This is a genomic window from Bradyrhizobium sp., from assembly GCF_030697065.1.
GTDB lineage: Bacteria > Pseudomonadota > Alphaproteobacteria > Rhizobiales > Xanthobacteraceae > Bradyrhizobium.
This window is the reverse complement of the sequence record NZ_JAUYQU010000161.1, coordinates 27705-49942: the sequence shown is the minus strand read 5'-3', so window position 1 is coordinate 49942 and position 22238 is coordinate 27705. Positions and strand designations below refer to the sequence as shown.

Genomic DNA, 22238 nt, shown 5'->3' with positions numbered 1-22238 from the left:
GATAAGGATCGGTTAACCCTTTCCGGGGTGCGCCAAACGGTCGGTCGACTAGGGTAAAGACGTCCGATACTCCGTTTTTTCACGGGGATTGGTGCTATGGGACGTTGTGGGGGAGCTCTCCGGCGGGGGCTCGGCATCGTCGTCGTGCCAGTAAGCGCCAAATCAGGGGTGCATAAAGCTTGATCACAGCCGAACACGCATGCGCGATTCGCATGCACCGTCGCAAAGAAATATGAATTAATAATCAGTTCTTTATCGGGCGGATCGAATAAGGTTTCCCACTGCGCCACGCCCGCCGCCAATCACCGGCGGCCCCGATGGTAATCGCGCGGCCGACGGGTTTCGCGCCGCTACGCGTCGTTGTTGCGCTTCCACGGGAACAGGTTGGCCGGGAAATCCGCTGCCGGCCGCCGCTCGCGATGCTGGCGGGGTGGTAGCGGTTGCGGATTGAGTTCTGGCGCGACGACCTCGCGGTAGAGATGCCAGGTGGCATGGCCGAGCAGCGGGATGACAATGGCGAGGCCGATAAAGAACGGCAGCGATCCCGCAACCAGCAACCCTGCGACGATCAATCCCCACGCCGCCATCGGCGCCGGATTTCGCGCCACTGCGCGCAACGAGGTTACCATGGCTTCGCCGACTCCGGTGCGACGCTCGAGCATCAGCGGGAATGAAACCACGCTGACGCACAGCGCCACCACAGCGAACACGAAGCCGACGCCGCAACCGACGATGATCAGCCACCATCCTTGCGACGTCGTCAGCACGCGCCGTGCGAAATCCGGGATCCCGGCCGCGGCTTCGTAGCCGAAGGCCGCGACGTAAATCGCCTGCGCCGTGGCGACCCAGACCACGAACAGCGCCAGCAGCAGCGTGCCGAGCCCGAGCATGGCGCCGAATGACGGTGAGCGCAGTACCCCGACCGCGTCCCATGCTGAGGCTTGTTCGCCGCGCTCCCTGCGGCGGCTGAGTTCATAGAGGCCGAGGGCTGCGAACGGGCCGAGCAGGGCAAAGCCCGCCGCCAGCGGAAACAGCAGGGGCAGAACGGAATAGCCGAGCACGGTGCGTGCCAGCACCAGTCCGAGCACCGGATATATCACGCAAAGAACGATGGCGTGGCTGGGCACCGCCTTGAAATCTTCCCAGCCAAGCCGCAGCGCCCGATGCAGGTCGGAAAGGCCGATGCTTCGGATAACGGGTGCGGCTGCGATATCCTGCGCAGGCAGCGGAGCGGTATTGCCGGGAGCATTGCCCGGGTATGGCGTGGCCATGGTCGTCGTCTCCCTTTATGTGACGGCCGGATGTCACGCCCTTGCGGGCGCCAAAACAGGCCGACTGCGAAAACGATCACGATCAGGGCCAGACGCGAATACAGGAAACCGAAGCGGGCCATGTCGCGAACTGAGCCCTTGAGCGTACTCCCAATCACCGGCACCGTCGCTCACGCTTCGGTGAATGCTGCATTGGCAAGCCCCGGCGGGGGCGTTAAGGTCCGGCCGGGCTGTCCGTAACGTCTTTCAGGAGAAAACCATGAGCATTTTCGGAAAAATCATGAGCGCGATCTTTGGCACCAAGGCCGATGCGGCTCCTGCGGGCGAGGGCACAGCTGCCGGATCGGGCGGTTCGTCCACTGCAGCCACCGTCGACGTCGCACCGATCCTGGACGCTGCGGTAAAGGCCAAGGGCGAAAAGCTCGCCTGGCGCACCTCGATCGTCGACCTGATGAAGGCGCTCGATATCGATTCCAGCTTCACCGCGCGCAAGGAATTGGCGAAGGAACTCGGCTACACCGGCGACAGCAACGATTCCGCCAGCATGAACATCTGGCTGCACAAGCAGGTAATGACGAAGCTCGCCGCCAACGGTGGCAAGCTGCCGGAGGATCTCAAGTAACGGACGGCCCGCCAACCGCACGAGACCCGAAAGGCCCGCCGAATGGCGGGCCTTTCTTCGACGCCGGCCGACCGCAGCGGTTGAAGCCTGCGCGGGCGGTTGAACGAGAGAGAATTGCGCCGGACATGATTGTCGCTTCAGATGCGTCCAGTCGGTCAGCCGGCCAGATCTGCAAATTCCGGATGCTTGTGCAGGTAATCCACCACAAAGCCGCAGCCGGCGATCACCTTCATCCCGTCGGCGCGGATCAGCTGCAGCGCGCCATGCACCAGTTCGGACGCGATGCCACGGCCGCGCAACGCGCTCGGCGTCTCGGTGTGGGTGATGACGACGGCCGAGGGCGTCAGGCGATAATTCGCGAAGGCCACGGCGCCCTCGACATCGAGTTCGAACCGGCTCTGCGCCTTGTTGTTGCGGACGGAAGCCTTGTCCATGCGTTCATCTCTCCGAAAACGACTGCGCTGATTTAGGCGCGTGAACCCGCCAATGCAAACCCGTCGATAGGCCGCAGAGTTCCCTTGCCTTTATGCTATCACTTGGACCGCGAACCGGGCGCCTTGCCGGCGAACGCCGCATTTCCGGTCTGGAGAACGTCATGACGAGCCAAAAGGGCCCCAACATCAAGAAGAAGCAGAAATGCAAGAACTGCGAGGGCAAGGGCCTGCTGAAGAAGGGCGACAAGGTGGTGAAATGCCAGCGCTGCGGCGGGACGGGCTTGCGCTGAGCATGCCGGGCCGGCGCTAGGAGCCCTCGTCGGGAATATTCAGAACCACGCCGCACGCCTTGCAGTGCACGGCATCGCGGTCGTGGCGCTGCAGGCCGCAGGTCGGGCAGGGAAACCGTACCTTGTCCGGGTTCAGCAGCGCGCGGGCGAGATTGAAGAACAGGGTCACGCCGAAAATCATGATGACCACCGAGATCAGGCGGCCGAGCGTGCCGGGCAGGGTGATGTCGCCAAAGCCGGTGGTGGTCAGCGCGGTGACCGTGAAATACAGCGCGTCGGCATAGTTCGTGATCTGGTCGTTGCGGAATTTCTGGGTCTCGTAGACGATCGCGGTCATCACGAAGATGAACACCGCGAGGTTGGTGACGGCGAAGATGACCTCTTCGTTGCGCCGGAAGAACGAGCTGTCGGCGCGTAGCCGCACCAGCATCTGGTAGTCGCGCAGCAGCCGCAGGGTTCGCAGGATACGCAGAAAGCCGCCGCCTTCCCCGGCCAGCGGCGCGAGGAACGAAACGATCGCAATCAGGTCGGTCCATGTCGAAAATCGGGTGAATTCGCGCAAGCGATGCCGGCTGACGAGCAGGCGCGCCGAGAAGTCGGCCAGAATTCCGATTCCAAAAACCACGTCGAGCGCTTCGATGACTTCGCTGGTCGGCAGGAACGAGGTCGCGATGATGAACAGCACCGTGACGATATCGAACGCGAGAAGCGTGTAGCGGAAGCGGATGCCGCCCGGCGTTGCGCCCTCGTAGAGCCTTCGGATATCGGTTTTCAGGGCGGCCAGGGTCATGGCGACATCTACATCCGTTTAGGCGTATTATTGCAATCATTGATCGGCGAACCACACCTCAGTTCCGGAGCCCCACGTGATCGATACCGTCCCCGCGTCCGCGCCTCCCGGCGGCATCCTGCGCATGTCTTCCCGGGTCATGAATCTCGCCCATATGCTGACGCAAAACGCCCGCCGCCACGGCGACTGCATCGGCTTCGTCTGGGGCGACCGGTCCTGGAACTGGCGCGAGATCGATGGCCACGTCTCGGCGCTGGCGGCGGCACTCGCCGCGCAAGGCATCGTCAAGGGCGACCGCATCCTGGTTCATTCGAAGAATTGCGACGAGATGTTCTGGTCGATGCTGGCGGCCTTTCGGCTCGGTGCGGTCTGGGTTCCCACCAATTTTAGGCTGATGCCGGACGAGGTCGCCTATCTCGCGACCGCCTCCGGTGCCAGGGCGTTTCTCTGTCACGGCGACTTTCCTGACCATGCCTCCGCGGTCGCCGCCGCGAGCCCGGCGCTCGCCTTCACCTGGTGGATCGGGGAGGGTGCTTTCGCCGGGACATCGGTGGGCGAGGCCATCGCCGCGCATGCCGGCGCGAAGTTCGAAAACACCGCCGTCGACTACAACGATCCCTGCTGGTTCTTCTTCACCTCGGGCACCACGGGGCGATCCAAGGCGGCGGTGCTGACCCATGGCCAGATGGCGTTCGTGGTGACCAATCACCTGGCCGATTTGATGCCCGGCACCACGGAGCAGGATGCCTCGCTGGTGGTGGCGCCGCTGTCGCACGGCGCCGGCGTGCACCAGCTGGTGCAGGTCGCGCGCGGCGTGCCGACCATCCTGCTGCCGTCGGAGCGGTTCGACATCGACGAGGCGTTCCGTCTGATCGAGACCCGGCGGGTGACAAATATCTTTACCGTGCCGACCATCCTGAAGATGATGGTCGAGCACCCTGCCGTCGACCGCTACGATCATTCCTCGCTGCGCTACATCATCTATGCCGGCGCGCCGATGTACCGCGAGGACCAGAAGGCGGCGCTGAAAAAGCTCGGCAAGGTGCTGGTGCAGTATTTCGGGCTCGGCGAGGTCACCGGCAACATCACGGTGCTGCCGCCGGAGTTGCACGATGCCGAGGACCGACCGCGGGCGCGGATCGGCTCCTGCGGCTATGAACGCACCGGCATGCAGGTCTCGATCCAGGGCGAAGACGGGCGCGAACTCAAGGCGTTCGAGACCGGCGAAATCTGCGTGATCGGGCCCGCGGTGTTCGCCGGCTATTACGATAATCCGGAAGCCAACGCCAAGGCGTTTCGCGACGGCTGGTTTCGCACCGGCGACCTCGGCCATCTGGACGATGAAGGCTTTGTCTACATCACCGGCCGCGCCTCCGACATGTATATCTCCGGCGGATCCAACATCTATCCGCGCGAGGTGGAGGAGAAGATTTTGACTCATCCCGGTATCGGCGAGGTGGCGATCGTCGGCGTTCCGGACCCGGTCTGGGGCGAGGTCGGCATCGCGGTCTGCGTGGCGCGCGTGGGTTCGGCCGCGGTGAGCGAACTCGAACTCGCCACCTTCCTGGCCGCCAAGGTGCCGCGCTACAAGATGCCGAAGCGTTTCTTTTTCTGGGAGGCGCTGCCGAAATCCGGCTACGGCAAGATTCCGAAGCGGCTGGTGCGCGACGAGCTGGAGGCGCGCGGCCTGCTCGACGCCAGGCAGCCGGCCGATGGCGGTCGCTGAGCGATGCGAAGCGTCACGCAGCCCGGCCCGCCGGCGCCCGAGCGCATCCAGTGGGTGGAGGCCAGAGGACGCGCTTTCGCCCTCACGCTCGAAGCCGGCCTGCCGCTGCTGGAGGCCGCGCGCCGCGGCTTTGCGGCGCAAGGCTTCGCGGGGGGCACCTTGAACATGAGGGGCGGGGCGCTCGGCCCGTTCGCCTATGTGATGCCGGCGCTGTCGAAGACCGGCGCCAATGCCGCGTTCTACAGCGACACCTTCCGGCCGGCCGGCATCACGCGGCTCACGGTCGGCGCGATGACGCTGGGGCAGCGCGACGGTGCGCCGTTCTTCCATTGCCACGCGTTGTGGACGGAAGCCGATGGCCGTGCCGGCGGCGGCCATATCCTGCCGGAGGAAACGGTTGTCGCAGAGTGCTTCGCAGTCGAGGCTTTCGGCATTGACGGCGCGATGTTCGTGGCGGAGCCGGACCCCGAGACCAATTTCAGGCTGTTCGGACCGGTCGCTCGTGCGGCCTCCGCCGCCGGGACAACCAGCCGCGCCTTCGCGCTGCGGCTGCGGCCGAACCAGGATGTTGCCGGCGCGCTGGAGGCGTTCTGCCGGGATCGCGGAATCTCGCGCGCAAAACTCCGCGGCGGCGTCGGCAGCACCATCGGGGTGCGCTTCGCCGACGGCCGTATCGTCGAGCCGTTCGCAACCGAACTCGCGATCCGTTCGGGAGTCATCGCGGCGGGGCCGGGCGGCGCGCTCGAAGCCGACCTGGACATTGCCGTCGTCGACTACACCGGCGGACTCGCCGAGGGCCGGCTGGAGCGTTGCGACAATCCGGTGCTGATGACGATGGAGCTGGTGCTGGAGGTGGTGGCCGTTTCGTAGGTTGGGAAAAGCGCTTACGTGCCCACCATCGATCGTGGTGCGGCAGGAAGATGACGGCCACGGCGCAAGCGCCTTTGCCACCCTGTGCAGAAATATTGAAAACAACCCCATGCAATGCCAAGGTGAGGCCGGGTTGAGGTATCTTAATACCATGGCTTAGTGTACCGAAGCGAGAGGCAAGTCACGAATCTGGCTTCCAAAGCGCACGTGTTCCCTTTATGTTCCAGACGTGCCTTTGGAGCGGATAGCATGGCCTCCCGACGAAATCGAACCGTCAATCTGCCCGCGCCGTACCTCAGGCGCGTCTGGCTCGAGCCGTCGCGCATCGCCGACCGCGCCGCCTATCCGTTCTGCCTGCCGTTCCTCAGTGATGATTTCGAGCTGGGCTTCGATCGCGCCTTCACCATCATCGTCGGCGAGAACGGTACCGGCAAATCCACCTTGCTCGAAGGCATCGCCGTGCTGGCGGGTTACGACGAAGCCGGCGGCGGCAAGGGCTATCGGCCGGTCGATCATTCCGAAGCGGCGGAGGCGATGGGCGGCCAGCTTTCCAGCGCGTTTCGCGCCAGCTGGCTGCCGAAGGTCACCAACGGCTGGTTCTTCCGGGCCGAGAGCTTCTTTTCCGTCGCCAGGTATCTCGACCAGGTCAGGAGCCCCTATGCGGATTTCCTGTCCCATTCGCACGGCGAGGGCTTCATGCGCTTCTTCGAGGAGCGCTGCCAGCGCCAGGGCATCTACATCTTCGACGAACCGGAATCCGCGCTGTCGCCGTCGCGCCAGATGGAATTTCTGAAACTGATGCGACGGATGGAAAACTCAGGCCACTGCCAGATCATCATGGCCACGCATTCGCCTGTCCTGATGGCCTATCCTGGCGCGCGGCTGCTACGGCTGTCGAAATACGGGCTGGAGCCGGTGAGCGTGAAGGACACGGATCACTACAAGGTCATGCGCGAGTTCTGCGAGGACCCGAAGGGGTTTGTCGAGGCGGTGGTGGAGGAGTGAAAAGGCGGCAGGCGGAGCGAAGGGGCATCACGTGTAATGGACTTGCCGTTCACCGTTTCGCGTAGTATGTTTATGCCATGATACCTTCGTGGCGAAATTCCGCGACCCGAAAGGTTTGGGACGGCGAGCAGCCAAATCAGTTTCGCGGACTGGATTTCGAAGCCGCTATCGATCTGTTAGTGGCGTTGAATGTCGCCAAGTCACTCAACGATCTGAGCCCGTTGAAAAGCGTCGGTTTGCACAAGCTCAAGGGTGATCGCAGGGGGCAGTGGGCGATGACGGTCAACGAACGCTGGCGTATCTGTTTCGAATTTCACAAGGGCGATGCCCACGAAGTTGAGATCGTCGACTACCACAGAGGTTGATCGTCATGGCTCCCGTTGTACACCCCGGCCGTCTGTTGAAGCGCGAACTGACCGCACGCAGGCTCAGCGCCAACCGGTTGTCGCTGGACATCGGCGTACCCTCCGGCCGCGTCACCGACATTCTCAACGGTCGCCGTTCGATCACGGCTGACACGGCGGTGCGCCTTGGCCGCTACTTCGGCAACGGTGCGCTGTTCTGGCTCGACTTGCAGGGCCAATATGACATCGGCGTGGTCGAGCGGGAGAAGGGCGCGGAGATTGCAAAGCGCGTCAGGCCGGCGGATGCCGCGTAGGACGGTATGTTGGATGGGTGGAGCGAAGAGGCGGGGTTTACCCGCCTCGATAGCGATACCCATCAGTCGCAGTTTTGCGAGGATGAAGATGATGGGTTTCGCGAACGGCTCAACCCATCCTACGGGCTACCCATCCTACGAGCTACAAGGTCATGCGCGAGTTCTGCGAGGACCCGAAGGGGTTTGTCGAGGCGGTGGTGGAGGAGTGAAAAGGCGGCGGGCGCAGAGCGAAAGGGCACCGCATGCAATGCCTCGCCGTTCACCGTTTCGTGTAGTATATTTATGCCATGATCGTTCGTGGCGAAATTCCGCGACCCAAAAGATTTGGGACGGCGAGCAACCGAACCAGTTTCGCGGACTGGATTTTGAAGCCTCTATCGATCTGCTAATGGCGTTGAATGTCGCGAAGTTAGCGACCTGAGCCCGTTGGGTTTCGAAAGGGCTCAACTCAACCTACACGCTGGACTCTGCTTCCCGTGGTCCGGTGGCGATGCTAGGTTGCCGCTATCGCGACGACGATGAAGATCGCGAGGGGGTAAATCAACATGGGGGCCATCCGCCTCTTCCTGGCGCTTGTGGTCGCTGTTGGCCACCTGCGCATGTTGATGCTCACGCCCGCAGGCATCAATACTCTCCCGAACATCGAACTCGGAATTAATGCCGGTTTTGCCGTGATGTTTTTTTATATGATCAGTGGATTCCTGATCAGCACAGGATTGACGGAAAAGTATCCTTCGACGCCGGCCGGGGCGCTTCGCTTCTATGAGGGCCGGCTGGTTCGCATTTTCTCGCTGTATTGGCCGGTTCTGCTGCTGACGTTCGCCGTGCACAATCTCTGGTCCTGGTTTGGCGCCTTGTCGTCGATCGACAAGTTCACCAACGTTTTCATCATCGGGGTGGACTGGCGCATCCTGTTCGCGGATTACCCGGGTTGGCATTGGGATGCTTCTCCGCAGTATCTTCATCAGGCGTGGACCCTGGGCGCAGAACTCGTTTTCTATCTTCTGGCTCCCTTCATTCTCCGCTCCTGGAAGGTCGCGATGAGTCTATTGCTGCTGTCCGCAGCGATCCGGCTGGCCATCGTCTCGACAACGCCTTTTGACGGCAGGATGATGTACCTGTTCCTGCCATCGACGCTTGTGTTTTTCCTGATCGGTCATTTCGTGCAACTGCTGTCGTTGCGCTGGCTCTGGATCAGGAGCGGCAGGATCGGGTTGCTGTTTCTGGCATGCTCCTGGTTGTGGCTTCGCGACGGCACCGCGACCTGGGACGGGTTTCGTTTCTGGGCCGCCGTCATCTGCTTCGCGGCGGCCCTGCCGGGCATTTTTTCATCCACAAAGGATTCTGCCCGGTGGAACGCGCTGGGGGATCTCTCCTATCCGGTTTACCTGCTGCACATCGTGGTGATGGTCAAGCTGATGGATTTCAAGCTCCTGGAACGGCTGCCATATCCGCCGTTGCTCATAACCGCGGTCTATCTCGCGGTCGTCATCGTCTCTGCGATAGCCGTCCACTGGCTGCTGGAAAGGCCGACGGCGGCTCTCATGAGATCGTGTTTCCGCTTATTCCGGCGGACGCGCACTCGCCTGTTTCCGGTAAAGCCGCCTGCGGTCGACGCGCCGTCGGCGACCTGACTGCCGTAAGGCAATCGTGGTCGGAACGGGATGACGCCGAATGGAGCGTTCACGACTGGCTCAAGCCAAGCGCTGGCGCCGTCAGATCGCGGTCGGCATCAACTCAAATACCCGCCCGTGCCTGGCTGCCACGGCGAACTCGCCTTTGCGCAATGCCGCCCGGACCGCATCAAGTTTCTTTGAGTCTTCCAAGGAGAGGTAGGGCGACCAGCCCGTGTCATCCTCGATCAGTTCGACAGGAACCTCCGCAGCGTACCGGCCTTCATGGATGAGCTTGACGGTTTTTCGGATCATCGCATTTTTCCTGCCGCTACTCCGCCGCCTCGCTCGTTCCGCGCTTCCGCTTCCCGCCATCCGCCTTCGCCAGCACCGGCCCGAGAAATTTCCCCGTGTAGCTTCGCGGCGCCTTGACGATATCCTCCGGGGGACCCCAGGCGACGATTTCGCCGCCGCCGTCGCCGCCTTCGGGGCCGAGGTCGATGACCCAGTCGGCGGTCTTGATGACTTCGAGATTGTGCTCGATCACCACCACCGTGTTACCCTGCGACACCAGCTCGTGCAGCACTTCCAGCAGCTTCTTGACGTCGTGGAAATGCAGGCCGGTGGTCGGCTCGTCCAGGATGTAGAGCGTTCGGCCGGTGGCGCGCTTCGACAGTTCCTTTGCCAGCTTGACGCGCTGGGCTTCGCCGCCGGACAGGGTGGTGGCCTGCTGGCCGACATGGATGTAGTCGAGGCCGACGCGGTGCAGCGTTTTGAAAGTTTCGCGGACGCGGGGGACGGCCTTGAAGAACTCGGCGGCTTCCTCGACGGTCATGTCGAGCACGTCGGCGATGCTCTTGCCCTTGAAAAGCACTTCCAGGGTTTCCCGGTTGTAGCGCTTGCCCTTGCAGACGTCGCAGGTGACGTAGACGTCGGGCAGGAAGTGCATCTCGATCTTGATGACGCCGTCGCCCTGGCAGGCCTCGCAGCGGCCGCCCTTGACGTTGAAGGAGAAGCGGCCGGGCTCGTAGCCGCGCGCCTTGGCCTCCGGGAGACCTGCGAACCATTCGCGGATCGGCGTGAAGGCGCCGGTATAGGTGGCGGGATTGGAGCGCGGGGTGCGGCCGATCGGCGACTGGTCGATGTCGATGATCTTGTCGATATGCTCGAGGCCCTCGATGCGGTCGTGCGGCGCGGCGCCTTCGCTGGCATTGTTGAGTTTTCGCGCGATCGCCTTGTAGAGGGTGTCGATCAGCAGCGTCGACTTGCCGCCGCCGGAGACGCCGGTGACGCAGGTGAACAGCCCCAGCGGGATCTCCGCCGAGACGTTTTTCAGGTTGTTGCCGCGGGCGTTGATCACCTTGATGGTGCGGCGGTGGTTCGGCGGCTTGCGCTCGGGGATCTCGACTGACAATTCGCCGGTGAGATATTTCCCGGTCAGCGATTTCGGATTGTTCATGACGTCGGCGGGGGTGCCTTGCGCCACGATGTTGCCGCCATGGACGCCGGCGCCGGGGCCGACGTCGACGACGTAGTCGGCGAGGCGAATGGCATCCTCGTCATGCTCGACCACGATCACGGTATTGCCGAGGTCGCGCAGCCGCTTCAGGGTTTCCAGCAGCCGCGCATTGTCGCGCTGGTGCAGGCCGATCGAGGGCTCGTCCAGTACATAGAGCACGCCGGTCAGTCCCGAGCCGATCTGCGAGGCGAGCCGGATGCGCTGGCTTTCGCCGCCGCTCAATGTGCCGGAGGCGCGCGCCAGCGTCAGGTAATTGAGGCCGACGTCGAGCAGGAAGGAGAGCCGCTCGCGGATCTCCTTCAGCACCCGCGCGGCGATCTCGTTCTGCTGCGCGTTGAGCGCCTTCGGTACGGTCTCGAACCACTCGCCGGCGCGGCGCACCGACAGTTCCGAGATCTCGCCGATATGCTTGCCGCCGATCTTGACGCACAGCGCTTCCGGCTTCAGCCGATGGCCGTGGCAGGCTTCGCAGGGGATGTCGGAAAAGTATTTTCCCAGTTCCTCGCGCGCCCATTCGCTCTCGGTCTCGCGAAAACGGCGGTCGATATTGGTGACCACGCCCTCAAACGGCTTTTTCGTATCGTAGGAGCGCACGCCGTCTTCGTAGGAGAACTTGATCTCGTCGTCGCCGGAGCCGTGCAGCAGCGCCTGCTGCACCTTCTTCGGCAGGTCCTTCCATTTGGTGTCGAGCGTGAACTTGTAGAATTTGCCGAGCGCGGTCAGGGTCTGGATGTAATAGGGCGACGACGATTTCGCCCAGGGCGCGATCGCGCCCCTGCGCAGGGTCAGTTCCTTGTCGGGAATGACCAGTTCCTCGTCGATATGCTGCTCGACGCCGAGGCCGCCGCAGGCCGGGCAGGCGCCATAGGGATTGTTGAACGAAAACAGCCGGGGCTCGATTTCCGGAATGGTGAAGCCGGAGACCGGGCAGGCGAATTTTTCCGAGAACAGGATCCGCTCCGCGCCGGTCTTGTCGTGGATCTTGGCGGTCTTCTTGTCGGATTTTTTCTCGGCGGCGGCGGCGGGCGGCGCGTCGGCATATTCGATCACCGCAAGGCCCTCGGCGAGCTTCAGCGCCGTCTCGAAGCTTTCCGCCAGCCGCTGGCCGATGTCGGGGCGCACCACGATGCGGTCGACCACCACGTCGATGTCGTGCGGGAATTTCTTGTCGAGCACCGGCGCTTCCGACAGGTCGTGGAAGGTGCCGTCGATCTTGACCCGCTGAAAGCCCTTTTTCAGGTATTCGGCGAGTTCCTTGCGGTATTCGCCCTTGCGGCCGCGCACCACGGGCGCCAGCAGATACAGCCGGGTGCCCTCCGGCAGCGCCAGCACGCGGTCGACCATCTGCGAGACGATCTGGCTCTCGATCGGAAGACCCGTGGCGGGCGAGTAGGGCACCCCGACCCGGGCCCACAACAGCCGCATGTAGTCGTAGATCTCGGTGACGGTGCCGACGGTGGAGCGCGGATTTTTCGACGTGGTCTTCTGTTCGATCGAGATCGCCGGCGACAGCCCGTCGATCTGGTCGACATCGGGCTTCTGCATCATCTCCAGGAACTGGCGCGCATAGGCCGACAGCGATTCGACGTAACGCCGCTGGCCCTCGGCATAGATGGTGTCGAAGGCGAGCGAGGATTTGCCGGAGCCCGACAACCCCGTGAACACCACGAGCTTGTCCCTGGGTATTTCGAGGTCCACGTTTTTCAGGTTATGCTCGCGCGCGCCGCGAATTGTAATCGCGCGCATGCCGGAGCCGGCGTTCGGTTGGCGCTTCGCCCTCAGCACTTCATCCATGTCGGCATTCCCGGGGCGCGTGTTCGGCGCCGCTAGCGTTCAGGCGCGGTTCGCCGGATTGACCGGGACCGGACGCCGATGGGGTGAAGCATGGAACATAGGAAGAACCGCGGGGATTTCCAGTCCCGATTCGAATCATCAACCGTTTGTTTTGAGTGCGGTTTCGATGGCAGCAGGTGGCAGCGTGCCGACAAACAGAAAGGCCGGCGCAAGGCCGGCCTTTCGTAGTTCGATTGCGGTCGGATCGAAACGATCAGTAGCGCGCGACGACCGGGCCACCCCAGCGGTAGTTGATGCGGGCGGTGATGATATCGACGTCCTGGCTGATGCGGTCGGTGCCGAACAGGGTCCCGGCGGCGCCGGCATTGCCGTTGTTGATGAAGGTGTAGGTCCTGTCTTCCATGAACATGTGATCGTACTCGACTGCGAACGACCAGTTCGGGGCGAAGCCGTATTCCAGACCGACGCCGACCACGGCACCCCAGCGGGTGTCGTCGACGGTGTTGGCAACCTGGATGCCGGTGCCGGTCGCCAAAGCGCGGTAGCGATCGGAGGTGACCGCAGCGCCGCCCTTGACGTAGAGCAGGGCGTTGTTGAAGGCGATACCGACCTGGCCGGTGAAGAGGCCAAATGCATCGACGCGGGTGTCGTTGGTGAATGCCGGGAAAGCAAGGCTCACATTCGAGCCCTGGAAATCAGCCCAGTTGCCCTGTGCTTCCAAACCGAACACCCACTGCGAAGCCTGCCAGCGATAGCCGATCTGACCGCCGACGGTGCCGCCGGTTGCATCGTGGCTGCCTTCGGCTGCGACGAAGGCGCCTGCCGGGGTCACGAAGTCCCAGCTCTTCTGGCTCGAACCCCAGCCGCCGTTGACGCCGACGTAGAAGCCGCTCCAGTTATAGATCGAGGCCATCACGGGGGGGGGGGCCTTGGTGTAGGGACGCGCAGCCATATCCGCGGCAGACGCGGGAGCAGCCATGCCCAGCGCAACCAAACCAACAGTACCCAGCAAGAACTTCTTCATCTCTTTTTCTCCAGTTGATCCGCTTCGTTGTCCCGAGCGGTTTGAATTCGATGCGAACGCCCAATCAGTTTCGAAAATGACCATAATCGATTCCAGGGAAAATGCCGTCTCCGAAATGCAACACTCGGCGGCGAAGTGAATCGCTGGATCTTAATGATTTGTTTAGAGAATCGGGAACCCGGAGGGAACCCGATGGAACTCTGACCGCCCCAATGTGGCGGCGCAGTGCTTGGATACCGTGCGCTCACTGCGTGCCCGCGAATTTCAGAACAAAACTGGAACGTGGTCCGCGGAAATGCTATATGTGGATAACCTTGTCATCACCGGGGATCGCGAGGTTGGCGGCTGCGGCGAGCGTATAGGGTCCGGTTCAAAGATGGTCCGACAGCAATGGATGGCAATCCCGGAATCGGCGGGCGGCCCACCGTTCCGGACAATTCAGTACATTCCATGAGTGGAGAGCGACGATGGCGGGAAGTGTAAACAAGGTGATTCTGGTCGGAAATCTCGGCAAGGATCCGGAGATCCGGCGGACCCAGGACGGGCGGCCGATCGCCAATCTGAGCGTGGCAACCTCCGAGACCTGGCGCGACAAGGCGACCGGCGAGCGCAAGGAAAAGACCGAGTGGCACCGCGTGGTGATCTTCTCCGAGCCGCTCTGCAAGATCGTCGAGCAGTATCTCAAGAAGGGCGCCAAGGTGTACATCGAGGGCGCGCTGCAGACCCGCAAATGGACCGACCAGGCCGGCGTCGAGAAATACTCGACCGAAGTGGTGCTGCAGGGCTTCAACTCGACGCTGACCATGCTCGACGGCCGCAGCGGCGCGGGTGGCGGCGGCGGCAATTTCGGACCGGATGAGTCCGGTGGCGATTTCGGCTCCAGCGGTCCCTCCAGCGCGGCGCCGCGCCGCGCGGTGGCGGCCGGTGCCGGCGCCCGCAACAGCGACATGGACGACGACATTCCATTCTGATCGCAGCTCGCGAGGCGAGCAACCATTAAGGTAGGCAATTCCTGGCATGGCCGGACTCCAGCAGTCCGGCCATGATGCGTTCCGGAGCGCCTGAAAACTTGACAATGGAAAGATTGATGTAAATACTCATTACATCGTCGTCCGGCCCAGGCCTCGCAGGTATCAAATGTCGCTCGCTCCGCTGCTCGCCGCCGCTCCGGAAATCCAGGTGCATGCCTTCGCCGCCCTGGCAGCCTTTCTGCTCGGCGCGGTTCAGCTCGCAGCACCCAAGGGCACGCTGCCGCATCGGACGCTGGGATGGGTCTGGATCGTGTTGATGCTGGTGATCAGCGCATCCTCGTTCCTGATCCATGGCATCAGATTGTGGGGGCCGTGGAGCCCGATTCACCTGATCTCGGTATTCACGCCGATCATGCTGGTGTTGGCGGTGGTGGCGGCCCGCGCGCAACGCGTGCGCACCCACAGGATCACGATGATGTCGATCTATGCCGGCGCGCTGCTGCTGGCGGGGCTGTTCACGCTGGTGCCCGGCCGGCTCATGCACGATGTTCTGTTCGGCTCCTGAGGGCCGCAGGAGCGCGTGGTGCCGGGATGCGTTTTTCGCCGCATCGGAGGGCTGGATTCGCCGGTTCGGCGGGCTGCATCAACCCGCCCTTAAGTCCATGAAAAAACGAAGGGAAAAACCGCTGGCGCGGAGCGGTTAGGGGTGGTTAGAAAGGCCTCGATACGCTATATGATTCTGAGCCAAAACTGACCGGATTTCCCTTTGTCTGACCCCGAAAATGAGAAGCCCGGCGAACCGCCGGCACCCTCGGATATTCGCCCCGTATCCATCCTCGACGAGATGAAGCGCAGCTACCTCGATTACGCCATGAGCGTGATCGTGGCGCGGGCGCTGCCGGATGCGCGCGACGGATTGAAGCCAGTGCATCGCCGGATCCTGTATTCGATGTACGAACAGGGGCACACGCCCGACAAGAAGTACGTGAAGTCCGCGCGCGTCGTCGGCGACGTGATCGGTAAATACCATCCGCACGGCGACCAGTCGATCTACGATGCGATGGTCCGCATGGCGCAGGATTTCTCCATGCGCCTGCCGCTGATCGACGGCCAGGGCAATTTCGGTTCGGTCGATGGCGATCCGCCGGCGGCCTATCGATATACCGAAGCGCGCCTGACCAAATCGGCGCTGGCGGTGCTTGGCGATATCGACAAGGACACCGTCGATTTCCAGCCGAACTACGATAATTCCGAGACCGAGCCCCGGGTTCTTCCGGCCAAATTCCCCAATCTGCTGGTCAATGGCGCCGGCGGCATCGCCGTCGGCATGGCTACCAACATCCCGCCGCACAATCTCGGCGAAGTGATCGATGCCTGCGTGGCGCTGATCGAAAATCCGGCACTGTCGATCGACGAACTGATCAACATCATCCCGGGGCCGGATTTTCCGACCGGCGGCATCATTCTCGGGCGCCAGGGTATCCGCTCGGCCTATCACCTCGGCCGCGGCTCGATCGTGATGCGCGGCAAGGTGCGGATCGAACCGTTCGGCAAGGACCGCGAAGCCATCATCATCACGGAAATTCCCTATCAGGTGAACAAGGCCACCATGGTCGCGCGGATCGGGGACCTGCACCGCGAGAAAACCATCGAGGGCATCGCCGCCCTGCGGGACGAATCCGACCGCGACGGCTACCGCGTCGTGGTCGAGGTGAAGCGCGACACCATGGCGGAAGTGGTGCTGAACCAGCTCTATCGCTTCACGCCGCTGCAAACGAATTTCGCCGCCAACATGCTGGCGCTCGATTCGGGACGGCCGCAGGTGATGAACCTGAAGGATTTCCTGACGCTGTTCATCGCGTTCCGCGAGCAGGTCATCACCCGCCGTACCAAGTTCCTGCTCAACAAGGCCCGCGACCGCGCCCATATCCTGGTCGGCCTGGCGATCGCGGTGGCCAATATCGACGAGATCATTCGTGTGATCCGGACTTCGCCGGATCCCAACACCGCGCGCGATACCCTGATGTCGCGGGACTGGCCCGCGAAGGACGTCGCGGCGATGATCACGCTGATCGACGATCCGCGCCATCGTCTGGCCGACGACGGCACCGCGCGGCTGTCGTTCGAGCAGGCGAAGGCCATTCTGGAACTGCGGCTGGCGCGCCTGACCGCGCTCGGCCGCGAGGAGATCGGCGAGGAACTCGACAAGCTCGCGGTGGAAATCGCCGATTACCTCGAAATCCTGCGTTCGCGTGCCCGGGTCCAGTCCATCATCAAGGACGAACTGGCCGCGGTGAAGTCGGAATTCGCCACCCCGCGCAGAACCGAAATCATCGAGCACGAGGATGAGGTCGAGGACGAGGACCTGATCCAGCGCGAGGACATGGTGGTCACGGTCTCGCATGCCGGCTACGTCAAGCGCGTGCCGCTGTCGGCCTACCGGGCGCAGCGCCGCGGCGGCAAGGGCCGTTCCGGCATGCAGACCCGCGACGAGGATTTCGTCAGCCGCCTGTTCGTCGCCTCGACGCACACGCCGGTATTGTTCTTCTCGTCGCGCGGCCAGGTCTACAAGGAAAAGGTCTGGCGCCTGCCGGTGGCGGCGCCGAACGGCCGCGGCAAGGCCCTGATCAACATCCTGCCGCTGGAGCAGGGCGAGCGCATCACCACCATCATGCCGTTGCCCGAGGACGAAGCCTCCTGGGGCAATCTCGACGTCATGTTCGCCACCACGGGCGGCAACGTCCGGCGCAACAAGCTGTCGGATTTCGTCGATGTCAGGCGTTCCGGCATCATCGCCATGAAGCTCGACGAGGACGAGGCGATCGTCGACGTGCAGATCTGCACCGAGCACGACGACGTGCTGCTGACCGCCGCCGGCGGCCAGTGCATCCGCTTCCCCGTCACCGACGTCCGGGTGTTTTCCGGCCGTACCTCGATGGGCGTTCGCGGCATCGCTTTGCCCAAGGGCGACAAGTTGATCTCGCTGTCGATCCTGCGGCATGTCGAGGCGACCTCGGACGAGCGAACGGCCTATCTGAAAATGCGCCGCGCGGTGGCTGGCGAGGCCGCGGCGGAAGAGGGCGCGGACACCGCGGAAACCGAGGGCGAGGAGACCGCCGGCGCCATCCAGCTCAGCTCGGAGCGATATATCGAGATGTCGGCGCAGGAGCAGGTCGTGCTCACGGTCTCGGTCAACGGCTACGGCAAGCGCACCTCGTCGTTCGAATACCGTACCACCGGCCGCGGCGGCAAAGGCATCGTCGCGATGTCGGTCAACAACCGCAACGGCAAGCTGGTGGCGTCGTTCCCGGTCGAGGACAGCGACCAGATCATGCTGGTGACCGACAAGGGTCAGCTGATCCGATGCCCGGTCGAGGGCATCCGGGTCGCCGGCCGTTCCACCCAGGGCGTCATCGTGTTCGACACCGCCGAGGACGAGCATGTGGTGTCGGTCGAGCACATCGGCGAGGACACCGAGAATGGCAATGGCGGCGCGAACGGCGAATAGCAATCAGCATTCGCCCGCCCGCGCGCGCCGTCGTTGCCCAGCAAGCCGGATGAGGGGTGTCGTTTGCGGATTGAGTATCTCGCGGATCACGTTTCTCACCTGCCGCGCCTGGCGCAATGGCATTTCGCCGAGTTTGGCTATTTGAATCCGGCCAACACGCTCGATCGCTATGTCGAGCGATTGACGGCGGCGCTGCAAAAGTCCGACTTGCCGACCACGTTCATCGCGCTGGACGGTGACTCATTGCTCGGTTCCGCCTCGCTTGTGCGCCGGACCATTACCCATCCGCATTTGTCGCCGTGGTTGTCGAGCGTCTATGTCGATCCGCCGCATCGCGGCAGGGGCATCGCCTCGGCACTGGTCGGACGGGTCGAGCGCGCCGCCGCCGGGATGAGCCTCGACCGGATCTATCTGTTCACGCCCAGCAGCGAAAAACTCTACGCCGGCCTCGGCTGGGAACTGATCGAATATTCGCACCACCACGACCTGAAAATTGCGATCATGTCCAAGGGGTTGGCGAGGTAGCTTAAAGTCATTTGCCTCGGGCTTCACTTCACGGGTGACCCCGGAATCAAAGAGGCCCCCGGGGGGCATCCCGGGGACCTCGAACCAGAGCAACCTGGCAGCTAATTTCTACGGAGTGCGGTCGGCGGTGACCAGGCGGGCTTCCCGGATCATGGTCTTCTTGCCGGCGATGCGCAGGCAGGCGGCTTCAAAATTCGGCCAGGCTTGCTGCGAGCAATTGGGGCCAATCTGTTTGATATCCAGGCGGTCGCCCTTGGCGAGGGCTACCGGCACGCTGGCTTCGACCTGGGGGGCAAAGCCGGGCAGAACGGTGAGGGCGCCTGCAATGAACGCGGCGATGGCGATGGCTGAAAAAGTCTTGATCATGACGGTCCCCTGTCATTGGGCCTTTTTGGCCCGCCGTTTCGTTGGTTAACTGATAGCCCGAGCCGGTTTCCGGATGTCTTCGCGCGCCCGCGAAATGGTTTCGTCCTGCCGGAGTTTTGTTTCGTCGTCGCAGCGGGGACGAAACATTGTTCGGCTGCCTAGATGACGCAGTGACCCCGCAAGTGGTTCATTGGCTAACCGAATATAAAAGCGGGGGTTTTGGACCGACGGCCTGGAACCAACCCCGGCTTGCGGGGTTGCGCGCGGCGGGGTAGATGGTTTTATGCCCCGTATCGCGCTGTACCCCGGCTCATTCGACCCCGTTACCAATGGACATCTGGATGTGGTCCGGCACGCCGTCGGGCTGTGCGACCGGCTGATCGTCGCCATTGGGGTCCATCCCGGCAAGAAACCGCTGTTTTCGACCGAGGAGCGGCTGGAAATGGTCGAGCGGGTATTCGCCCCGGTCGCCGCCGCGGCCCACTGCGCGTTCGATTGCACCACCTATGACGGACTGACCGTCACCGCGGCCCGCAAGGCGGGGGCGACCATCATGATTCGGGGCCTGCGGGACGGTACCGACCTCGATTACGAGATGCAGATATCGGGCATGAACGAGACCATGGCGCCCGGCGTGCACACCGTGTTCCTGCCGGCATCGGTGGCGGTCCGCCCGATCACCGCCACACTGGTGCGGCAGATCGCTGCCATGGGCGGCGATGTCTCGGCGTTCGTGCCGCCGGCGGTTGCCGCTTCGCTGAAGACCAAATTCGCCACCTGAGCCCTCATCCCTGATCCCCGGAGTTTTCATGATCCGAATTCTTGGCCTTATCGCCGCGCTGATCTGCGCGGCCCCCGCGCTCGCGCAACCGCTGCCCGCGGGTCTCGACAAGGCGAATGCGATCGTCATCGACAGCACCAAGGGCCGCATCGTGTTCAAGCTGCGCACCGACGTGGCGCCCCAGCATGCCGAGCGGATCAAGACGCTGGCGCGCGAGGGTTTCTACAACAACGTGCCGTTTCACCGGGTGATGGACGGCTTCATGGCGCAGACCGGCGACGGCCAGAATTTCAACGGTACCGGCGGTTCGAAATATCCGAACCTGAAACAGGAGTTCTCCAAGGTGCCGTTCACCCGCGGCGTGGTCGGCATGGCGCGGCGCGGCGACAGCGTCGATACCGCCAACTCGCAGTTCTTCTTCATGTTCGCCGAGGGTTCCAGCCTCAACGGCCAGTACACCGTGATCGGCGAAGTGGTGTCCGGCATGGACGTGGTCGACAAGCTGAAGAAGGCGCCGCCGGGATCGCGGGGCGGCGAGGTGAAGGATCCCGACAAGATGGTGAAGGTGCAGGTCGCATCCGACATCAAGTGAACCGCGGTGGCGCCGCACCGCAAACCGCTTCCCCGGTTTGCCGCGGCGCCGGGCTGTCACTATCGACCGCCCTCCGGTGATCGGGGCGTTGCGGCACTGCGCCGTTGCCGTTCGCCGATGCACTGGACGGCACCATCGCCGGTCGTCCGCTCGTAACGTTTAGATATTGCAAAAAATTCCCACCCAAACCCGGAGAGCACCGAGATGGCTGACACCGAAAATACCTTGATCCTCGAAACCACCCAGGGCCCCGTCAAAATCGAGATGCGTCCCGACCTCGCCCCCGGCCACGTCGCCCGGATCCAGGAACTGGTGCGCGAAGGCTTTTACGACGGCATCGTGTTCCATCGCGTGATCGAGGGCTTCATGGCGCAGACCGGATGTCCGCAAGGCACCGGCACCGGCGGTTCCGGCAAGAAGCTGAAGGCGGAATTCAACAAGGAGCCGCATGTGCGCGGCACCACCTCGATGGCGCGCGCCGCCAGCCCGGATTCCGGCGACAGCCAGTTCTTCATCTGCTTCGACGACGCCTCGTTCCTCAACAACCAGTACACCGTGTGGGGCAAGGTCACCGAGGGCATGGACAACGTCGACAAGATCAAGCGCGGCGAGCCGGTGCAAAACCCGGACAAGATCGTCAAGGCCCGCATGGCGCTGGACGCGGCTTAAGCGAAAACGCAACGTCATTCCGGGGCATGCGAAGCATGAACCCGGAAGTTCGAGATTCCGGATGGCCACGCTTCGCGCGGCCTCCGGAATGACGGTCCGAGACACGCTGGAGCGCATCGCGCCATGCGCACCGATCTGTTCGACTTCGAACTTCCCGCCGCGAACATCGCGCTTCGGCCGGCGAGCCCGCGCGATTCCGCGCGGATGCTGGTGGTGCGTTCCGACGGGGGCCTGCTCGACCGCGTCGTCGGGGAACTGCCGCAATGGCTTGAACCCGGCGACCAGCTGGTGGTCAACGACACCAAGGTGATCCCGGCCCAGTTGAAAGGCCGCCGCATCGGCCGCGACACCGAGCCGAAGATCGAGGCGACCTTGATCAAGCGGCTCGACGGCTCGCGCTGGCAGGCGCTGGTCAAGCCGGCGAAGAAACTGGCGGCGGGCGATGTGGTCCGCTTCGGCCATGAGGGCAGGGTGTGCCTGCTCGGTCATCTCGATGCCGAGGTCGAGCGCAAGGGCGAGGACGGCGAGGTGACGCTGTCGTTTTCGTTCCACGGGCCGGCGCTGGACCAGGCGATTTCAGATCTCGGCAGCCCGCCGCTGCCGCCCTACATCGCCTCCAAGCGCGCCCCCGACGAGCGCGACGCTACCGACTATCAGACCATGTTTGCGGCCAATGAGGGCGCGGTGGCGGCCCCGACGGCAGGGCTGCATTTTACGGCCCCACTGGAAAAGGCGTTGCGCGAACGCGGTATCGCGATTCACCGCGTCACGCTCCATGTCGGGGCAGGGACCTTCCTGCCGGTCAAGGTCGACGACACCTCGGGGCACAGGATGCATGCCGAATGGGGCGCCATTTCCCGGGAGACCGCCGCCGCCTTGAACGCGGCCCGGGCCAAAGGAGGCCGCATCGTTGCGGTCGGCACCACCTCGCTGCGCCTCCTGGAAAGCGCCGCGGCGGAAGACGGCACCATCCAGCCATTCGACGCCGACACCGCGATCTTCATTACGCCGGGTTATCGTTTTCGCGCGGTGGATGTCTTGCTGACCAATTTTCACCTGCCGCGCTCGACGCTGTTTATGCTGGTAGCGGCATTTTCCGGGCTCGAAACGATGCAGCGTGCCTACGCGCACGCCATCGGCAGCGGCTACCGGTTTTATTCGTATGGCGACGCGTGCCTGATGTTCCGCCAGGCGGAGAGCTGACGCTAAG

The 22238-nt window shown here is 63.3% G+C and carries 23 protein-coding genes; 16 read left to right on the top strand and 7 right to left on the bottom strand.

From position 1 onward, the window contains the following. Positions 1–350: 350 nt before the first annotated feature. Positions 351–1271, bottom strand: a complete 921-nt coding sequence (locus Q8R73_RS12835) for a DUF2189 domain-containing protein (protein ID WP_305719917.1) — start codon at positions 1269–1271, stop codon at positions 351–353. A 259-nt stretch (positions 1272–1530) separates the two neighbouring features. Between Q8R73_RS12835 and Q8R73_RS12830 the strand changes: the two genes are divergently transcribed. Then, on the top strand, positions 1531–1893 hold the full coding sequence (locus Q8R73_RS12830) for a DUF3597 domain-containing protein (RefSeq protein ID WP_305719916.1): 363 nt from the start codon (positions 1531–1533) through the stop codon (positions 1891–1893). Positions 1894–2048: 155 nt separating this feature from the next. Here the strand turns inward: Q8R73_RS12830 and Q8R73_RS12825 are convergent, their stop codons facing one another. Then, positions 2049–2327: a GNAT family N-acetyltransferase gene (locus Q8R73_RS12825; protein WP_305719915.1), complete on the bottom strand. Its 279-nt coding sequence runs from the start codon at positions 2325–2327 to the stop codon at positions 2049–2051. A gap of 161 nt (positions 2328–2488) precedes the next feature. On the opposite strand from Q8R73_RS12825, the gene Q8R73_RS12820 reads away from it, so the two are divergent. Further along, on the top strand, positions 2489–2617 hold the full coding sequence (locus Q8R73_RS12820) for a hypothetical protein (protein ID WP_304741461.1): 129 nt from the start codon (positions 2489–2491) through the stop codon (positions 2615–2617). Between the two features lie 16 nt (positions 2618–2633). Here the strand turns inward: Q8R73_RS12820 and Q8R73_RS12815 are convergent, their stop codons facing one another. Beyond that, on the bottom strand, positions 2634–3407 hold the full coding sequence (locus tag Q8R73_RS12815) for a potassium channel family protein (protein WP_305719914.1): 774 nt from the start codon (positions 3405–3407) through the stop codon (positions 2634–2636). A 79-nt stretch (positions 3408–3486) separates the two neighbouring features. Between Q8R73_RS12815 and Q8R73_RS12810 the strand changes: the two genes are divergently transcribed. The 6 genes from Q8R73_RS12810 (at position 3487) to Q8R73_RS12785 (ending at position 9300) form a co-directional block, all read left to right on the top strand. Continuing rightward, on the top strand, positions 3487–5133 hold the full coding sequence (locus Q8R73_RS12810) for an acyl-CoA synthetase (RefSeq protein WP_305719920.1): 1647 nt from the start codon (positions 3487–3489) through the stop codon (positions 5131–5133). 3 nt (positions 5134–5136) lie between these two features. Further along, complete coding sequence (locus Q8R73_RS12805) at positions 5137–6003, top strand: DUF296 domain-containing protein (protein WP_305719913.1); 867 nt, start codon at positions 5137–5139, stop codon at positions 6001–6003. Between the two features lie 249 nt (positions 6004–6252). Then, positions 6253–7008, top strand: coding sequence for an AAA family ATPase (locus Q8R73_RS12800; RefSeq protein ID WP_305719912.1), 756 nt, complete (start codon positions 6253–6255; stop codon positions 7006–7008). Positions 7009–7085: 77 nt separating this feature from the next. Beyond that, positions 7086–7373, top strand: a complete 288-nt coding sequence (locus tag Q8R73_RS12795; RefSeq protein ID WP_305719911.1) for a type II toxin-antitoxin system RelE/ParE family toxin — start codon at positions 7086–7088, stop codon at positions 7371–7373. 5 nt (positions 7374–7378) lie between these two features. Next, positions 7379–7666 carry a HigA family addiction module antitoxin gene (locus tag Q8R73_RS12790; RefSeq protein ID WP_305719910.1) on the top strand — a complete coding sequence of 96 codons (288 nt, stop codon included), beginning with the start codon at positions 7379–7381 and terminating at the stop codon, positions 7664–7666. A 545-nt stretch (positions 7667–8211) separates the two neighbouring features. Then, positions 8212–9300 carry an acyltransferase gene (locus tag Q8R73_RS12785; protein WP_305719909.1) on the top strand — a complete coding sequence of 363 codons (1089 nt, stop codon included), beginning with the start codon at positions 8212–8214 and terminating at the stop codon, positions 9298–9300. A gap of 81 nt (positions 9301–9381) precedes the next feature. Here Q8R73_RS12785 and Q8R73_RS12780 read toward each other — a convergent pair whose 3' ends face one another. From Q8R73_RS12780 to Q8R73_RS12770, 3 genes are all read right to left on the bottom strand, one after another. Further along, entirely contained in the window at positions 9382–9594 is a 213-nt protein-coding gene (locus tag Q8R73_RS12780; RefSeq protein WP_305719908.1) for a hypothetical protein, read from the bottom strand. A 16-nt stretch (positions 9595–9610) separates the two neighbouring features. After that, entirely contained in the window at positions 9611–12592 is a 2982-nt protein-coding gene (uvrA, locus tag Q8R73_RS12775; protein ID WP_305719907.1) for an excinuclease ABC subunit UvrA, read from the bottom strand. Between the two features lie 253 nt (positions 12593–12845). After that, complete coding sequence (locus tag Q8R73_RS12770; protein WP_305719919.1) at positions 12846–13616, bottom strand: outer membrane protein; 771 nt, start codon at positions 13614–13616, stop codon at positions 12846–12848. A 467-nt stretch (positions 13617–14083) separates the two neighbouring features. On the opposite strand from Q8R73_RS12770, the gene Q8R73_RS12765 reads away from it, so the two are divergent. The 4 genes from Q8R73_RS12765 (at position 14084) to Q8R73_RS12750 (ending at position 18620) form a co-directional block, all read left to right on the top strand. Next, on the top strand, positions 14084–14587 hold the full coding sequence (locus Q8R73_RS12765; RefSeq protein ID WP_305719906.1) for a single-stranded DNA-binding protein: 504 nt from the start codon (positions 14084–14086) through the stop codon (positions 14585–14587). 166 nt (positions 14588–14753) lie between these two features. Continuing rightward, positions 14754–15152, top strand: coding sequence for a DUF2306 domain-containing protein (locus Q8R73_RS12760; RefSeq protein ID WP_305719905.1), 399 nt, complete (start codon positions 14754–14756; stop codon positions 15150–15152). 201 nt (positions 15153–15353) lie between these two features. Further along, on the top strand, positions 15354–18095 hold the full coding sequence (gyrA, locus tag Q8R73_RS12755) for a DNA gyrase subunit A (protein ID WP_305719904.1): 2742 nt from the start codon (positions 15354–15356) through the stop codon (positions 18093–18095). A 63-nt stretch (positions 18096–18158) separates the two neighbouring features. Further along, a complete protein-coding gene (locus Q8R73_RS12750; RefSeq protein ID WP_305719903.1) occupies positions 18159–18620 on the top strand; it encodes a GNAT family N-acetyltransferase in 462 nt (153 codons plus the stop codon). Between the two features lie 108 nt (positions 18621–18728). On the opposite strand, the gene Q8R73_RS12745 is transcribed toward Q8R73_RS12750, so the two are convergent. Next, positions 18729–18986: a hypothetical protein gene (locus tag Q8R73_RS12745; protein ID WP_305719902.1), complete on the bottom strand. Its 258-nt coding sequence runs from the start codon at positions 18984–18986 to the stop codon at positions 18729–18731. Between the two features lie 283 nt (positions 18987–19269). Here Q8R73_RS12745 and coaD point away from each other — a divergent pair, with 283 nt between their 5' ends. From coaD to queA, 4 genes are all read left to right on the top strand, one after another. Next, positions 19270–19767, top strand: coding sequence for a pantetheine-phosphate adenylyltransferase (gene coaD / locus Q8R73_RS12740; protein WP_305719901.1), 498 nt, complete (start codon positions 19270–19272; stop codon positions 19765–19767). A gap of 28 nt (positions 19768–19795) precedes the next feature. Further along, positions 19796–20359, top strand: coding sequence for a peptidylprolyl isomerase (locus tag Q8R73_RS12735; protein ID WP_305719900.1), 564 nt, complete (start codon positions 19796–19798; stop codon positions 20357–20359). A 204-nt stretch (positions 20360–20563) separates the two neighbouring features. Next, entirely contained in the window at positions 20564–21028 is a 465-nt protein-coding gene (locus tag Q8R73_RS12730; RefSeq protein WP_305719899.1) for a peptidylprolyl isomerase, read from the top strand. A gap of 123 nt (positions 21029–21151) precedes the next feature. After that, on the top strand, positions 21152–22231 hold the full coding sequence (gene queA, locus Q8R73_RS12725; protein WP_305719898.1) for a tRNA preQ1(34) S-adenosylmethionine ribosyltransferase-isomerase QueA: 1080 nt from the start codon (positions 21152–21154) through the stop codon (positions 22229–22231). The last annotated feature ends 7 nt before the right edge of the window (positions 22232–22238 follow it).